The organism is Methanolobus zinderi (assembly GCF_013388255.1).
Taxonomy (GTDB): Archaea; Halobacteriota; Methanosarcinia; order Methanosarcinales; family Methanosarcinaceae; genus Methanolobus; species Methanolobus zinderi.
Map to the genome: position 1 here is coordinate 2,251,198 of NZ_CP058215.1, position 15,678 is coordinate 2,266,875.

At 45.3% G+C, this 15,678-nt stretch carries 12 protein-coding genes; 5 read left to right on the plus strand and 7 right to left on the minus strand.

All coding sequences use genetic code 11. The annotated features are described in order from the left end of the window. Positions 1 to 6 precede the first annotated feature (6 nt). From HWN40_RS11035 to HWN40_RS11045, 3 genes are all read left to right on the plus strand, one after another. Entirely contained in the window at positions 7 to 840 is an 834-nt protein-coding gene (locus HWN40_RS11035; protein WP_176965781.1) for an Mrp/NBP35 family ATP-binding protein, read from the plus strand. Positions 841 to 928: 88 nt separating this feature from the next. Continuing rightward, positions 929 to 2,737 carry an anaerobic ribonucleoside-triphosphate reductase gene (nrdD, locus tag HWN40_RS11040; RefSeq protein ID WP_176965782.1) on the plus strand — a complete coding sequence of 603 codons (1,809 nt, stop codon included), beginning with the start codon at positions 929 to 931 and terminating at the stop codon, positions 2,735 to 2,737. 26 nt (positions 2,738 to 2,763) lie between these two features. After that, positions 2,764 to 3,480 (plus strand): prenyltransferase/squalene oxidase repeat-containing protein, encoded by a 717-nt coding sequence (locus HWN40_RS11045; protein WP_176965783.1) that lies wholly within the window; start codon positions 2,764 to 2,766, stop codon positions 3,478 to 3,480. Here HWN40_RS11045 and HWN40_RS11050 read toward each other — a convergent pair. After that, positions 3,443 to 5,458 carry a PAS domain-containing sensor histidine kinase gene (locus HWN40_RS11050; RefSeq protein ID WP_176965784.1) on the minus strand — a complete coding sequence of 672 codons (2,016 nt, stop codon included), beginning with the start codon at positions 5,456 to 5,458 and terminating at the stop codon, positions 3,443 to 3,445. The two genes, HWN40_RS11045 and HWN40_RS11050, sit on opposite strands and share 38 nt — an antisense overlap. A 200-nt stretch (positions 5,459 to 5,658) precedes the next feature. Here HWN40_RS11050 and HWN40_RS11055 point away from each other — a divergent pair, with 200 nt between their 5' ends. After that, positions 5,659 to 6,090, plus strand: a complete 432-nt coding sequence (locus HWN40_RS11055; RefSeq protein ID WP_176965785.1) for a polymer-forming cytoskeletal protein — start codon at positions 5,659 to 5,661, stop codon at positions 6,088 to 6,090. Between the two features lie 18 nt (positions 6,091 to 6,108). Here the strand turns inward: HWN40_RS11055 and HWN40_RS11060 are convergent, their stop codons facing one another. The 3 genes from HWN40_RS11060 to HWN40_RS11070 all read right to left on the minus strand — a co-directional run bounded on the left by HWN40_RS11060 (position 6,109) and on the right by HWN40_RS11070 (position 8,807). After that, positions 6,109 to 6,867, minus strand: coding sequence for an ABC transporter ATP-binding protein (locus HWN40_RS11060; RefSeq protein WP_176965786.1), 759 nt, complete (start codon positions 6,865 to 6,867; stop codon positions 6,109 to 6,111). Continuing rightward, positions 6,867 to 7,688 (minus strand): ABC transporter permease, encoded by an 822-nt coding sequence (locus HWN40_RS11065; protein ID WP_176965787.1) that lies wholly within the window; start codon positions 7,686 to 7,688, stop codon positions 6,867 to 6,869. Before HWN40_RS11065 ends, HWN40_RS11060 begins: the two co-directional genes overlap by 1 nt. 90 nt (positions 7,689 to 7,778) lie before the next feature. Beyond that, positions 7,779 to 8,807: an ABC transporter substrate-binding protein gene (locus HWN40_RS11070; RefSeq protein WP_176965788.1), complete on the minus strand. Its 1,029-nt coding sequence runs from the start codon at positions 8,805 to 8,807 to the stop codon at positions 7,779 to 7,781. Positions 8,808 to 8,961: 154 nt separating this feature from the next. On the opposite strand from HWN40_RS11070, the gene HWN40_RS11075 reads away from it, so the two are divergent. Next, positions 8,962 to 9,483, plus strand: a complete 522-nt coding sequence (locus HWN40_RS11075) for a helix-turn-helix domain-containing protein (RefSeq protein WP_176965789.1) — start codon at positions 8,962 to 8,964, stop codon at positions 9,481 to 9,483. A gap of 16 nt (positions 9,484 to 9,499) precedes the next feature. Here the strand turns inward: HWN40_RS11075 and HWN40_RS11080 are convergent, their stop codons facing one another. From HWN40_RS11080 to HWN40_RS11090, 3 genes are all read right to left on the minus strand, one after another. Continuing rightward, positions 9,500 to 13,333, minus strand: coding sequence for an S-layer protein domain-containing protein (locus HWN40_RS11080; protein WP_246275908.1), 3,834 nt, complete (start codon positions 13,331 to 13,333; stop codon positions 9,500 to 9,502). A gap of 125 nt (positions 13,334 to 13,458) precedes the next feature. Continuing rightward, positions 13,459 to 14,448 (minus strand): thiamine-phosphate kinase, encoded by a 990-nt coding sequence (thiL, locus tag HWN40_RS11085; RefSeq protein WP_176965791.1) that lies wholly within the window; start codon positions 14,446 to 14,448, stop codon positions 13,459 to 13,461. Positions 14,449 to 14,671: 223 nt separating this feature from the next. Beyond that, the gene (locus tag HWN40_RS11090; protein WP_176965792.1) at positions 14,672 to 15,532 is read right to left on the minus strand and encodes a DUF4349 domain-containing protein; all 861 of its coding nucleotides are present in this window, start codon (positions 15,530 to 15,532) and stop codon (positions 14,672 to 14,674) included. Positions 15,533 to 15,678: the final 146 nt, after the last annotated feature.

Below are 15,678 nucleotides of genomic sequence, written 5' to 3' on the forward strand. Positions count from 1 at the left end.
GATCAAATGGCACAAAATATCCAGAGTCCTGAAACTTTGCTTGAGAAACCACAGGAATCAAAGCTCATCAAACAGATGAGAGCGATCAAGAATAAGATTATGGTCATGAGTGGCAAAGGTGGAGTTGGTAAAAGTACCGTTGCCGCGAACCTTGCTGCGCGCCTTGCTGACCGTGGATATAAAGTGGGCCTGCTTGATGCGGATATACACGGACCAAGTATTCCAAAGATGTTCGGGATCGAGGATGAGAGACCAAATGTAGGTGAGGATGGGATTATACCCATTCCTGTAACTGAGAATCTGAGTATCATGTCAATAGCACTTTTGGTGGAGGATAAGGACTCACCCATCATATGGAGAGGACCTGCAAAAATGGCAGCCATCAAACAGTTCCTTGAAGAGGTTGCATGGGGAAAGCTGGACTACCTGTTCATTGATCTGCCGCCGGGTACAGGAGACGAACCACTGAGCATTGCACAGCTGATCGAGAAACTTGACGGTGCCGTAGTGGTAACCACTCCCCAGGACGTGGCCCTTCTGAGTGTTAGGAAATCCCTGACCTTTGCTCACATGCTCGAAGTACCTGTCATCGGTATTGTGGAGAACATGGGTGCTATGAGATGTCCGCACTGTGATGAAAAGATAGACATCTACGGAATGGGTGGGGTCGAAAAGGCCGCTGCTGACTTTGATGTAGATGTCATCGGAGAGTTACCGATCGATCCTGAGATCGCTGATATAGAGGATCAGGGAAGGGTTCATCTCGAAGGAGACAGAGACCTTGAATGGTTCAGGGAATTCAGCAAGGTCGTAGACAGCGTGGAGAATTTCAAGAAATAATTACACTAAGGGAACTTAGCCTCTTTTTTACTCTTTTTTATCAGAACCCCGGGTTAGTTATATAGACTTCCGGAACAGATATTTTATCATGGGAGTGGAAAGTAGTTCCAATAACATAGACAGACTTGGTTTTATCGATCCACTGGAACTTGTGGATGATGTCCTGTACGACAGTAGCTGGCTTCTCAAGGAGAACTCGAACACACGTACCAGCCCCTCGGTCATTGATCTTCATCTCGCAACACAGATCAAGAAAAGATATGCTCTTGAAAAGCTCTACTCAAAGGAAGTAGCAAACGCCCATCTTGACGGGGTCATTCACATACATGATCTCCATAGTCCCTTCAAGCCCTACTGTAACGGTATAGATGCAAGAATATTTTTAATCGACGGACTCAGGTTCCCTGATACGATAAGTCTTCCTGCAAGGCGCTTTGAGGCCGCACTTTACCATACGATGTCCTTTATGTTGCATTCACAGCAGTTCTTTGCGGGAGCCCAGGCCGTTGATATGCTGAACTGGCTACTTGCTCCCTATCTGTATTATGATAGTATCGATGAGGAAGAACTATACAAGATGATACAGGGATTCATGTTCCAGATGAACCAGTCAAACCGTATTGGTGCACAGAGCGCGTTTACCAACATTGGTCTTCGCATTAGCTGTCCGTCAATGCTTGAAGATGAAAGGGTAATCTTTGGAGGCAAACTGCTTGATGCGACCTATCGTGAATTTGAACACGAGGCAAGATCAATATACAGGACCTTTATGGAAGTTGCGGCAGCAGGAGATGCAAGCGGAGCACCTTTTACTTTCCCGTTACTCACCACTGCAATAACAGAGGACATTGATCCGGATGATGAGCTCTGGCACAGTACCATGAGGGCTGCTTCAAGTACCGGTGCGCCATATTTTCTGAATCTTACAGCAGACTACCTCGAGGAGGAAACTGTGCAGGCCATGTGCTGCCGTTTGCTTGCAAAACACAGCGGAGGGATCTGGAGTGCGGGAGGCATCGGAACAGGTTCCAACAAAGTTGTCTCCGTGAATTTGCCAGGCATAACGGCAAGAATAAACTTCCCTGATGACCTATATACCGAAATTGACAGGGTAATGGAAATAAGCCGTCAGGCACTCCTGGAAGGAAACGAGATAATAAGGAGATCACTTTATGAATGGAGGCTGCTGCCATGGCTTATGAACAATACCAGTGAAGAAATACCTTACTATGATTTCGCAAAACGCCATCTCACCTTCGGAGTTGTCGGCCTGAATGAATGTCTGATGAATCTAACAGGCAGACCACTGACAGAGCAGCAGGAAACGGGTCTTGAGATAATACGGCATATATCCGAAAAGATCACGCAATTCTCTATTGAGGACGGGATAGAGTACACACTGGAGCAGACTCCTGCCGAAAGTACGGCTTACAGGTTTGCACTGCTGGACAGCCACAGGTATGGAAAACGTGCAAATGTGCAGGGCACTGTAAACACTCCCTATTACACAAATTCAACCCATGTCCCATACAACAGTAACATCTCCCTTATTGACCGCATAAACATTGAATCCGAATTCCATCCCTATTTCACAGGTGGCACCATATGCCACATATGGATTGGAGAGAGCACTCCGGACCCTGAAGGATTGAGCAGGTTCATACAGCGACTTGCGGGAACGAAACTTGCATATTTCTGCCTGTCCCCTGATTTTTCGGTTTGCATTAACGGACACACCACACGTGGAAAAAGGGAGACATGCCTGCTCTGCGGCGAGGAGGTAGCAGACCATATTTCCAGGGTTACGGGATATTACGGACATGTCAGCAACTGGAACCCCGGAAAGCGCATGGAGTATGAGCAGAGGCACAGGTACGATTGCTCTGCGAAAAAATAAATAAGCATGCAGGCATCTGAAGATGTATGCAATTCCAGAGCGAAAGGACGTTTAAATGGCTGCTTTCCCAGGACATCAGTAATGTCAAGCAAATCTCACGTGTAATCCAGGCAGCTTATCTCTGGGATGTAAAGACAGACCTGGTTTCTAAGCTCATCGATCTGAAAAAAGGAGCCTGCTGGGAAAATTCACTCAGGGATACTGCACGTGCAGCCTCAGCTCTGGCCCCTGGAGGTACTGTTTTTTCCGATGTGATAGCATGGATGCTCTCTGAACAAAAAGACATGGCATGGAATAACGATGTCTATGATACTGCATATGTACTGGCTTCACTTGCGGATATGGGAGTTTGGAACAGAGAAGGTTGTTTGTGGCTTATTGATAACTACGGAGCCTCATGGGAACATCCCGGAACAACTGCCCTGATCATAAACGCACTGAAAAAACAGGACGAGATTTGTGAAGATGAGAGCAATGATCTTGAAAAGTTCATAGATGAGCGTGCTGAATGGATACTCTCAGAACGCACTGCAGAAGGAGCTTGGAAAACCCCTGCCACAAGCAATATAGTAATGCAGGCCCTGATAAACACAGGTTACTGTTCTGAACTCGGAGAATCCGTCCAGTGGTTGCTGGACAGGATGAACGATAATGGCTCCTGGGGAAAAAATGAGGGTGACATCAATACAACAGCGTTGAGCCTGATCACTCTTGCATCTCTGGAGAAGGCTGGTCTTCCATAGATTTCTGCTTGAAGGGAAGCGTCACATGAATAGTGGTGCCTTCACCCTGTCTGCTTTCAGCCCATATTTCTCCTTTATGAGCTTCGATTATCTTTTTACAGATATAAAGACCAAGACCATTTCCGCCATACTTGCGTGTGGAAGAGCCATCGACCTGGTAGAACCTGTTGAATATGTTCAGAATCTCCGTATCCCCTATACCAATCCCGTTATCTGCTATCTGCAGATGGGCATGATCGTCTTCATTTGACGCAGATATCTTAATAATCCCCTTGTCAGGTGTGAATTTGACGGAGTTATCGATAAGATTTACAAATACATTCCTCAGGTAATCCAGATCCCCTTCTATGAGAGGGAGGTCGCAGGGAAGATCTTTTTCAATTGTATGTCCCTTGCTGGTTATTTCAGGAGACCTGTCATTGATGGCAGACTCCAGGACCTCTGTCAGGCGAAGAGGAATGAACGTATAATCCACATTACCACCTTCGGTAATACTGACATAGAGCAGGGAATCGATCAGTCTTTTGAGCCTCTCGGAGCTGAGCATGATCTTTTCCATGGCATCATGCTGTCTTTCGTTCAGATCTCCCAGGGCGCCGTCAAACATCAGTTCACTGTACCCTTTGATCGGGATAAGGGGCGTGGTGAGTTCATGCCTCAGGTTTGAAAGGAATTCGTCCTTCATCCTGTCAAGGGACTTGAGCTCCTCATTTGCCTTTGAAAGCTCGTCAGCATATGTGTTCAGGGCTTCTTCCGCAGCTTTGCGCTCGGTGAAATCCTCTACAACACATACACCACCCATGAGTTTTCCTTCTTCGGATATCACCGGACTGAACTCTGCCTTGATCGGTATGACCTTGCTTGAGAAAGGTGAATGGAAATTGTCCTCATATCTGGCAGGAATACCAGCAAGAACCTGCCTGATGGCTTTCTTAATGGATCTGTCCCTGAAAGATCTGAGCATATTAAAGCCCATGATAGAAGATATTACATTTTCTTCAGGAGCCCCCACGATCTTCACGAAATTCTCATTACACTGAGTGATAACACCATTTTCGTCAAAGTGGAATATTCCCAGCGGGGACTTCTCGAACATCATACGATATTTGTTCTTGGAAATGGTCATCAGACGCTCTTTCATCTTACGTTTGGAGATGTCATTCAGAAAAGCGCCATGGAAAACTTCTCCTTTTACATGAGTAGTATTGATGGATATCTCCACAGGGAACTCACTGCCATCTTTTCGCAGGCCTGTGACCTCGAATATCCGCCCTACAACAGGAGACTTGCCAATGGATATGATCTGATCCCAGCCCTCATGGGCCTTCCTGTAGCGCTTGGGCATGATGATTGTGAGGGGCTGACCAAGAGCTTCCTCTTCCTCATATCCGAACAATTCAGCAGCAGCTTTGTTCCAGAAAGTTATGTGGCCGCTGGAATCGGAAAAGATAACTGCATAGGTGGCAGCTCCAAGGAAGGAAAGAAGTTTTGTATTCTCTCTGATCACCTTTTTCTTTTGAACGATATCACTGCCGATCAAGAGAAAACCGCTGGTTGAGCCATCCCCGTCCTGGAGGATGGTCACCTTCAGATCCATGTTCAGTTCCGTACCGTCCCTGCACTGAACCAGGCATTCAAAAGAATCCTGTGAGCTGGTTTCATCACATGAGACAGATGAGAAATCTGCCTTTAGCTTATCCTGCAGATTTGCAGGAACAAAAATGTCGAGCCAGCTCTTATTTTCAACATCCTGGGCAGCGTAACCTGATAATGAGCTTGCTTTTTTATTTATTGACACAATGTTGTGTTCATTGTCAATAAGAAGGATAAATCCATTAACGAGATCAAGAAAAGGTTTTGCGGATCTCACTTCTTCAGAAGAGAGATTACCGGTGAAGACAAGATCAGGATCAATCTCCAAGGAGCAATTTTGCTCGGTAAGTTCTGATAAATCCTGATTCTTATTATGAGATTCCATCCATACACCTTAATCCATGAAAACCAGCCGCATCTTAGGATATATTAAAATGTTAAGATATGCAATTGTATATAGTTTGTAATATATAATAGTTTTTATTAGAGTGGCCGAAAACTAGCTTTTTTTATCTGCCGGTTTATTGTTCTGTTCAGAGCAGGATTTATAATTAACAAAAGTATTAAGGTAATACGGTGAATGCGATGAGTGAAGAGTTCATAAAGTACCACGAGGAATCAAACACCTACATTGCCCGAAAACGATCATATTTTGAGAATGATATAAACATCGACGGGAACTTTATTGTGGGAGCAGGATCCGGATTCTGGAAAAACCTCAATGTCAAGGGAACTCTTAAGCTCGGTAAAGGTTCTTCTGTCAAAGGAAACATCAGGGCTGATGATATAGTTATCGGATCCAGGTCTGAGATACAGGGTGACATCGAAGCGGCAAATGACCTGAAGCTCTTTGACAGGGTTACTGTTCATGGTTCGGCAATTTCCGGAAAGACAATGTCCATAAGACCTGGATCTACGGTAGGTTTTGCCAGGGCCAGTGAAGTGCTCGAGCTCATCGGAAAGGTAAATGTTAAGGAAATAGAATCAGGAACAAAAGTAATTGTGCGTTCTGAGTGAAATTGAGATTTCTCCTGTTCACTTCTTTTGTTCCTCGGAAAGCAATTTCAGCAAATGGTTACGCAACTGGTTGACTTCCAGACTTGTCCTGTCACGGGGTCTTGGAATATCAACCCTTGTGATCTCCTTGATCTTACCCGGGCGTGCGGTGAACATCACGATCCTGTCAGCCAGGAAAACAGCCTCATCCACACTGTGTGTGACAAAGAGGACAGTAAGATGCTTTTTTTGCCATATGTTGAGTAACTCATGCTGCAGAGAATTTCTTGTCTGGGCATCCAGTGCTCCGAAGGGTTCATCCATCAGCAGCACTTCAGGTTCGTTTGCAAGGGCACGTGCAATGGCAACCCTCTGTTTCATTCCACCTGAGAGTTCATGGGGATAGCTGTCCCTGAACTGTGTAAGACCCACAAGTTCCAGATATTTTTCAGCTTCCTCAAGAGCCTCATTTCTGGGAATTCCTCTCATCCTGGGACCGAATATTATGTTGTCTTTGACCGATTTCCATGGAAAGAGAGAGTATTCCTGAAACACCATACCTCTCTTGGGTCCGGGACCGGTTATTTTCTCATTACCCACGACTATCTCACCCTGATCGGGCGTGTCAAGACCTGAGATGACCCTGAGAAGGGTGGTCTTTCCACATCCTGAAGGTCCGATAAAGCATACGAATTCCTGATCCTTGATGTCAAGGTCTATATTGTCAAGAGCAAGGGTCTGAGTGACCTCATCTTTTACAAACTTACGCGAGACGCCTTTTACACTGACACTGCTCATTACATCACCACCCCTGTACGCCACTTGAGGAACCTTCCTTCAAGATAATAGCGTAGCATGCGGTCGATAAGCAGTCCCAGGAATCCCAGCACAAGCATGTAGACAAGTACGAAATCCATATTGTGCAGGTAGTAGTGGTGCCATATCTTATAGCCAAGTCCGTTCCTGCTAACACCGAACATCTCCGCAGCTACCAGACACATCCATCCGACTCCCATGGCAATACGCACACCGGCAACTATCGAGGGTAGTGCCGAAGGAAGTGCAACATGTCGTATCAGTTCACGGTCGGTATTACATCCCAGGACCTTAGCGGCTTCCACATATATACGGGGAATGTTCTTGAAGCCGGTAAAGGTGTTGATCACTATTGGAAACAGGGCTCCTATGAATATCACGAATCCCGCCCCGAAGGGGTTAAGGCCAATCCATATGATGGCAAAGGGAATCCAGGCAAGTGGCGGAATCGGACGAACTATCTCAATGAGAGGGTCAAGTACCCTGTCAACCGATCGGAACCATCCCATGAGCATACCCACAGGCATGCCTACCAGGAGTGCAGCTATGAGACCTATTAAGAAATGCATCATACTGTACAAAAGATCTACAATCAGCACAGGCAGCTCCATGGAGAGCAAAGGAAAGTTAACCTGCCTTGAGATCACAGAAATAAATGCAAGGGAAACATCTGTAAAGCTTGGAAGGAAGAATTTATTCTGTACTACATAAACAGCTACAAGCTGCCATATAACCAATGCAGCCAGAATGGAAAAAATTTCCACGCCCTTATCCTTTAAACTTTGAAAATGTTCCCTGACCATTATTCCTCCGGTTTGAAAAAAATCAGTATTATTTTAGACCGGTTTGTAAATGTTTTTATCATTATTCAACTTACTGCTAAAATAAAAAAATTATTGATCCAGAGCTTCATAGAAGCTCAGATCAAATATGTCATCCTGCTCAAGTGGTGCACTGATGTAACCAAGTTCGTACTGTACCTGAGCATAGTCCACTGTGGAGTTGACTATGAGGTTTGGATCTGAGACCCATTCTCCGTCCCAGTCATTAATCGACTGCTCTACGACTTCAACATCCCAGTCCTGGTCATCGGCAAATATCTGTGCTGCCTCATCAGGGTTCTCCACTGTATACTCGGTTGCACGTACGTGTGTTTCCACGATCTGCTGGACCATTTCAGGGTTCTCACGAATGAGATCACCGCTAACGACAACAACACAGCATGCGTGATCTTCCTGGATCTCACCTGAAGATACTACTGATCTGCCAACGCCTTCCTCTGCAATGAGAGTTGGTGCGGGATGTGGCAGGAACACAGCATCAACCTGTTCGGCTGAGATAGCTGTCATCGCATCTCCCGGACCCATTGGTACGATGGTAACATCGTTCTCTGGATCGATGTTGTTTGACTCAAGCCAGTTCCTCAGGAGTGTATCCTGTATTGTTCCTGGCGGGAAGGTGGCTATTCTCAGGCCTTTCAGATCTTCCGGACTCTCGTATTCATATTCATTACGCAATACGATATCAGACCCCTGTATCTGTGCCGCAGCAACGATCTTTCCGTCCAGGCCATTTGCAATAGCAGCTACCACCGGGGCAGCACCTACATATGCTACATCCAGCTCACCTGAGAGCATGGCCTGCATTTCAGGAGCGCCTGTAGGGAATACATTGTCATTTAGTGTTTCAACACCAAATGGAGAGAGATCTTCAGTCCACCATCCATTATCTTTTGCTGCAAGATAGGCAATCTGGTGGGTACTTGGCTGATAACCGAATGTTAGTTCTGTAACCGTTGCTCCTTCTGTTTCGTTTCCTGTGTCTGTACCCTGTTCTGCGCAGCCGGACACGAGTACGGCCACAGCCACAAGAATTGTTAATATCAAAAATGTGGATGATTTTAGAAACTTTCTGCTGTCCATATTATCACCTTTTAATGTTCAATAACTAAAGTTCGAACAATATATATTATATATATTTCCCTAAAAGAGCTTAATTTATCCCAAACGTATTAATACTAAAGAGAACATTGCCTAAATAGGACATTTATTTGGCACAAATAGTGAGGTGGGAAGAATGAATGCTGCTGATAAAGTGATCGATGCTGTCTTTGAATCTGATGAAAACTTCAGAGAAGTATTATCAAAGGCCATCAAAGAAGATCTTGGCCTGACTGCCGTTGAGTTCGCAGATAGGGCGGACATACCTCAGAGTACATTGTATAAGATCATGTCGGGAAAACGGGAGCCTAACATGAAAACCCTGCGCCAGATAGTCCGGACCATAAAAATGATAGAAGGGTCTGAGAAGGGTGATTTTATAGCAGTCATAGCCGCACGTCCGGTTCTTGACAGTATGAGTGAATCAAAGAGAAAGATAGGCAACACATTATACACCATACGGGAGTATTCGGCAACATCCATGGAAGAGGCTATCATTGCAGCTATCCGTGCTGAGAGAGATGGTGCCAAAGCACTTGTCTGCGCACCCATAGTAAGTCCCACTGTAGAAAAGATACTGAGAATCCCGGTTGCGACGATTATGCCAAAAAACAGCCTCATGGAAGCTATAGAAATTGCATCTCAGAAATTAAGCTAAAAAAGTAAAAGTGGAGTTATCGGAGATTTCCGATCAACTCCTGTATTGACTGTATGGCTTCATCTACTTTTGCCTGGGCGATCTCAACTGTCCAGCCTCCGGCAGTGAAAAGATATCCGACTGCTCCGGCAACAATAAGCACGATTGCTCCGAGAACGTACCAGATGGTCCCGGAACTTTCGAACACCTCATATTCTTTACTCAGACCACCAACCTCTGCGGTATAGACACCGGGTTCTTCTTCTGTGTGTTTGAACTCGATCGTCTGACTTTCATCCATACCAAGACTTACAGTCTGTGAATCGACCACGGTACCGTTTACCTTCAGGTCAGCAGTGTATTCTCCTGCTGCAGTACCTGTGTTTGCGACATCAACACTGATGGTTGCCTCTTCACCCTCTTCCACATCCAGAGGTGTGATGCGCAGATTGCTGAACTCGAAATCGGCTGCAAGTTCCTGGACCTCAAGATTCAGTTCCGCGTCAAGGAATCCTGACTTTGTTGCCTCAAGCTTGTGCATGCCCACATCGGTCATTGTGTAGGTAATGGTACCGTCTTGAGATGTGGAGCCTATGGAGTTGCCGTCAAGTGTCACTTCAACACCCTCTACGGCCTCACTGCCGATTGCCTTGAGGACAAAGATGGTTGCAGAGGTACCTTCATATACCTCATCAGGTGATACCTCGATTACAAGTTTCTTTGACTCGTCATCGGGAGAGATAACTTCCAGCTCATCACTGCCAGAGGCATAGCCGGTCTTCTCAGCCACAATCTCCAATGTGCCTATCTTGCTGGCTGTGTATGTTATCCGGCCTTCATCATCCGTGGTTCCGATGGAACTGCCGTCCACCTTCACAGTTGCCTCACTGACAGATGCACCGCGGGAACTCACCCTGATGACCACATCGTCACCATTTGTAACAACGGACTTGTCCATATCCACGCTGAGTGTCTGGGAAGGTGCTGTGGTGACCTCCACATATGGATAATACCTCACATTACTCGAATCGGCGACATTGAAACTGATGTCACCCATAAGTGCCACGGATTTGCCCCTTGACAATGAGATGTCGTCCTTATTCTCCATTGTAATTCTGCCACTTGTACCGATGACCTCCATCTTGCCGAAAGTGTCTCCGTTCTCAATTTCGAGATAATTCTCGGATATCTGGAAAATACCCTGAACAGTAACAATATTTGACTCGGTTCCACTGAATATGGAATTAAAGTGTACGACAATTATTGGAACATCTTCAGAGTCGCCAATATCAGTCTTGTAGACGTAGTCGCCGCTTCCATCGATAATTCCGGTGTCCAGCTCGTCACCGTCCTTTGTCAGAGTCACCATGACCTTACCGCCGTCCCTGTCAACCTGAACGATGTTGAGCCTGTACCCTTCCTTCAGTGTCAGGGATGAGCCAGTATACACGGACTTCTTATCATCGTCATCTATGAGGACCTTCGAGAGCTGACCCGAAGATATCAGACTGACCGGACTGACATCATCGATTGATGTCGCAGAGGTATATGCCGCAAAATACTTCTCCGCCATGAAGCCGATGACACTAAAGTTATTCCATGCGGAGTGTTCGAATGATACCTCTTGGGGAGTGCTGGTGTAGACCAGATTCCCGTCACCGATTCTGCTGCCAGAAATGACTTTTAGCTCAAGTTCCTCTGTCCGGATACCCTCATCGATATCATAATAGAAACCTTCAAAATTCAGCGGCGTCCATGTCAGTGTTTCCTTACCTTCTGCAACAGTACCGCGAAGCTCGTAAGTTCCCGGGTCAGACATGTCAACAAAGGGTGCAAAGCGCAGGGTGCTTGAATCTGCTACGATAAAGTTAATTTTCCCCATTATATCAATGGTTTTTCCAGGAGACAGGGTGATTCTTCCATCGTTCTTCATTTCTATGTAGTCATTACCAAATCCTGTGACTTCCATCTTACCGAAGGTTTCCCCGTTCTCAATTTCGATATAGTCTTCGGATATCTGGAAAATACCCTGAACAGTAACAATATTTGACTCGGTTCCACTGAATATGGAATTAAAGTGTACGACAATTATTGGAACATCTTCAGAGTCGCCAATATCAGTCTTGTAGACGTAGTCGCCGCTTCCATCGATAATTCCGGTGTCCAGCTCGTCACCGTCCTTTGTCAGAGTCACCATGACCTTACCGCCGTCCCTGTCAACCTGAACGATGTTGAGCCTGTACCCTTCCTTCAGTGTCAGGGATGAGCCAGTATACACGGACTTCTTATCATCGTCATCTATGAGGACCTTCGAGAGCTGACCCGAAGATATCAGACTGACCGGACTGACATCATCGATTGATGTCGCAGAGGTATATGCCGCAAAATACTTCTCCGCCATGAAGCCGATTACCTCGTATGAGCCCCAGTCACTTTGTTCGAATTCAGTCTCAACTGGTCGTGTCTCATAAACGATGTCCCCTTCACCCAGAGACCTGTTTATATCAGTTATTCTCATGGTTTCTGAGCTTATGCCTGAATCCAGATCATAAAAGAATCCGGAAAAGCTCTTTGCATCCCATGTGTAGGTTGTGGATTGACCTGCATTCTCATCCCAGATCCTGTCACCACTGTAATAGTTTTCTGAGTATATCGAAAAGTTAGCAGAATCAATATTTACATCGGATGCACCATCTGATGCATAGAATGCATATGTGTGTTCTCCTTTATCAAGAGAAGAGGTATTATAGGTATATTCTATGCCATTAGTTGCGTCATTGTCGCTGCTATCCAGCTTGGACATCGTGTTATTGTCACCGTCAATTTGCACATACATGAAAGACGGTGCATCATTATCTGAATCGGTGTAAGTTACGTTAAAGTAAACTTTCTTACCAACAATGAATTCATCAGGCGCATTCACTTCGTCATCCGTTAGTGTTGGCTGATGATTGGAGACATCTACATCAAAAGTACCAGATCCTACAGGACCAATCGTATCTGAACCCACACCTGCACTAAAACTGTATGTATGGCTACCATCGGAAAAACCAGAATCACTGTAACTATAGTCTTTTCCATCAGATGTTATTAAATCAGCAGAGTCAACTTCAGTCATATCATACTCGTTGCCATCTATAGTAACCCTCACGTAATCAGGAATTTCATCATCCTCATTAGTGAAAGTTGCATTGAAATTAAATGTAGTAGAAGGATTACCGCTAGAAGGTGAAATACTGCCCGTTAGACTTGAACCTGAACCCACATCAAAGGTGCCTGACCCTTCCGGACCGACGATATCAGTCCCATCGGAAGCACTGAAATTATATGAATGAGTTCCGGCGGAAAAACTGCTTCCTGTATAAGTATACTCCTTCCCATCAGCAGTATTGGTGTCACTTGCATCTGTAGCAGACATACTATATGGTGTACCGTCTATTGTAACGTTGACATAATTTGCACTGTCATTATCTGCATCTGTGTACGTTACCGTAAACACAAAATTGTCAGCAGGTGATCCGCTTGAAGGATTGACATCCGGAGATGAAAGTACAGGAGCACTATTAGTAATCTCAAATGTGCCTGAATCCAATGGTCCTACTGTGCCGTTTGCATTTGCAGTATAAAATGCATAAGCATATGTGCCTTTGGTGAAACTTGATTCAGTGTAAGTATAATCTTTTCCATCAACCATATTAGTATCAGACGCATCACTTTCTGACATTGAAAAGGGAACACCATCAATTGTAACATTGACGTAGTCTGCAACGGTATTATTTGGATCTGTATAAGTTACTGTAAACTCGAAACTGTCACTTACAGTACCAGTTTCAGGAGAGACAGTTCCTCCTGAAAGAGATGGAGCAGCCATTGCACCACCTGCAAACATTATTAATGATAATCCAAACAGGATTATTTTTAGGTTTTTATTCATTTTTAAACCGTCCTTGAAATTTGCCTTGAAATTTGAATAGTGTAATCTAGTCTTGCATATCTTTAACTTCCCAATTGTAGATAACCTTTACGATAAATCGACAGGTTTGTACCTTCCTTTCGTTCAATGCGAATACCAGCTGTTTGTTCAACTACTTCACCTATGATACTTAAATCACATGCGTTATTTGCCTCATCCAGTTTATCAGGAGAGACGGTGAAAAGCAATTCGAAGTCGCCACCTGTGTAAAGTGCAAAGTCAGTCTGTTCATCGGGATCTGATGTTACATATCTTCCTATATCCTCATGCACGGGCAATCCGGACTCATATATGCGGAATCCTACGCCATTGAGGTCAGCAAGGTCATGCAGGGACATTGCAAGGCCATCGCTTGTGTCCATCATACATGTCACGGCACCGGAATGTGCAAGTGCCTGTCCTTCCTCGGTTCTTGGATATGGCTCAAGCAGTGCATTCAGAAAGGAATTTGGAGCTTCAATACCATGCTGCAGAGCATGGAGTGCAGCACCTGCAGAGCCTGCAAAGCCTGTTACACAGACCTTATCACCCACCCTGGCACCTTCCCTTTTCAGAAGCTTTGACTTTTTCACCATACCAAGAGCTGTTCCTGTGATTGTGAGTTCATCGTGAGTGTCAATATCCCCGCCGATCACAGTCGTACCGCATGCCTTTGCACAATCCGACATACCACGGGCTATTTTTTCCACAAAGGACACATGCGTATCAGAAGACATTCCTATGGCCATGAGAAGGCCTACAGGACGCGCACCCATGGACGCCACATCACTCAGGTTCACTGCCGCAGACATCCAGCCGATCTGCCAGGGGTTCATCTCAGGAGGGAAGTCCGTTTTCCGGTGCAACATATCCGTGGTTGCCACAAGGCATTCCTCACCTGAGATATCAAGTACCGCACAATCATCATTACCCGGCCCGATCAGCAGGTCTTCGTTCGAATCCTTGTTGAACATGACCGACAGCAGGCCTACAAGGGGTCTTTCACCCATCTGTGAGACTTGTGTGATTTTCATGGTTTTTTGCTTTAATATTTAAGGAAGACTTTTTACATTTCGAAAGTTTTACAGCTAGTTTTTTTACAATGAGCACCTGTATTGGATTACGCTTTATTTATCTTTAATGATGCAAACTCTGCAGTAGAATCATCAGTCAGTAATCCTGAACACAGTTATAAAAATAATGGTAAAAAAGTGAGACCGGCACAAAACGAAATATCCAGTGCCGGTCATTGCAGAATTATCTTTTTGCCATCCGCCTTATACCAATGACAAGTCCTCCAAGCAGTGTCAGTAATATCACTATCGGAAGGAGATAACCTGCCAGTACGATCAGCGCATTGACCATTGAGATAAAGCCCTGCACAGATTCGGAAAGCGCATCCCGGAGTCCCCAGGACTGGTTTATCGGACTGGGTTCGGTCACACGTATGTTTATCGTTGTGAACTCTATCCTGTTATCCAGATATTCCAGACGCCCGGTAAGGCTTTCGATATCTCCACGGACACGTTCGAGTTCTTTTTCGACACTCAGCACTTCCTCGACCGTTGTGCTCATGTTCAGGATCTCGTTCAGGCGTACCTCCTGATTTCTGAGATTTTCCAGACGGGCACTGACATCGATATACTCTTCGGTCACATCCTGACCGCTTACACTTTTGGACTGAACATCTCCAAGCCCTTCCACCGTTTCAAGAAATACAGGATAGTCCGATTCCGGGACCCTGACAGTAATATATCCGGCTTTCCTGGTGTCCGAGTTGTAGTTGAGGTCATAGACCGATGAACTTGAAACATAACCACCGGAAGCTATGGTTGCATCTGTTATCGTGTCGATCGTGGCCGCAGCATCATCCACTTCTATGGACATCTCCACGGTTGTGATAGTCTTGCGGTTCGCAGAACCTGTACCTGCTCCACCATAATCGGCTTCCTCAGAAACCCCGTCTACCGGATAGTAAGCCGCTTCTTCTTCATATGCGATATTTGATGCCCTGTCTGATGACTGGGAGGTCTCATAATCATTAATCCCCATACAACCGCTTGCGATCAGGACAAGGATTGTCAGGAAAACCGTTAATAGAGAATATATCTTTTTCATAGGATCACGTTCCTTTTATTAGAAGATTGGGAACATACCTATAAAACAATAGCTTAAACTTCAAATGGTTCCGAAGTTATGGTTGTGAGCCTACAGTTAGAATCTTGTGAGTGTTGAGGGTACTGATATGCCACACATTATATACC